Below are 277 nucleotides of genomic sequence, written 5' to 3' on the forward strand. Positions count from 1 at the left end.
TGAGCAATTGATGACGTTATCACGGCATCATTGACAGACACCTCATCAGCGTCTGAAAGTCGTCCATTTGTATCTGCAGCACCTAATATTGCAGCAGCACTGTCAAGGACGGTCCAGCTATAAAGATCATCCAAAGCTGCGCTATCTAAGCGCGCATTCCTTGCAGACTGCTCGCTTTCATCCAAGATCAAACTAACAGCATTTCTGTACTCTAAAGCCTCCTCAACGGATAGGGCCTCAGCTACATATGCTGTTGAATCATCGATGATATAATTCG

Annotated in this window: 1 protein-coding gene; it reads right to left on the reverse strand. The window is 45.5% G+C overall.

Annotation, left to right across the window (positions count from 1 at the left end; translation table 11 throughout):
• Positions 1 to 277: hypothetical protein (locus Q5762_RS38155; RefSeq protein ID WP_315896904.1), on the reverse strand; the 277-nt coding region annotated here is incomplete at both ends.

It is taken from the genome of Streptomyces sp. P9(2023) (assembly GCF_032436795.1).
Taxonomy (GTDB): Bacteria; Actinomycetota; Actinomycetes; order Streptomycetales; family Streptomycetaceae; genus Streptomyces.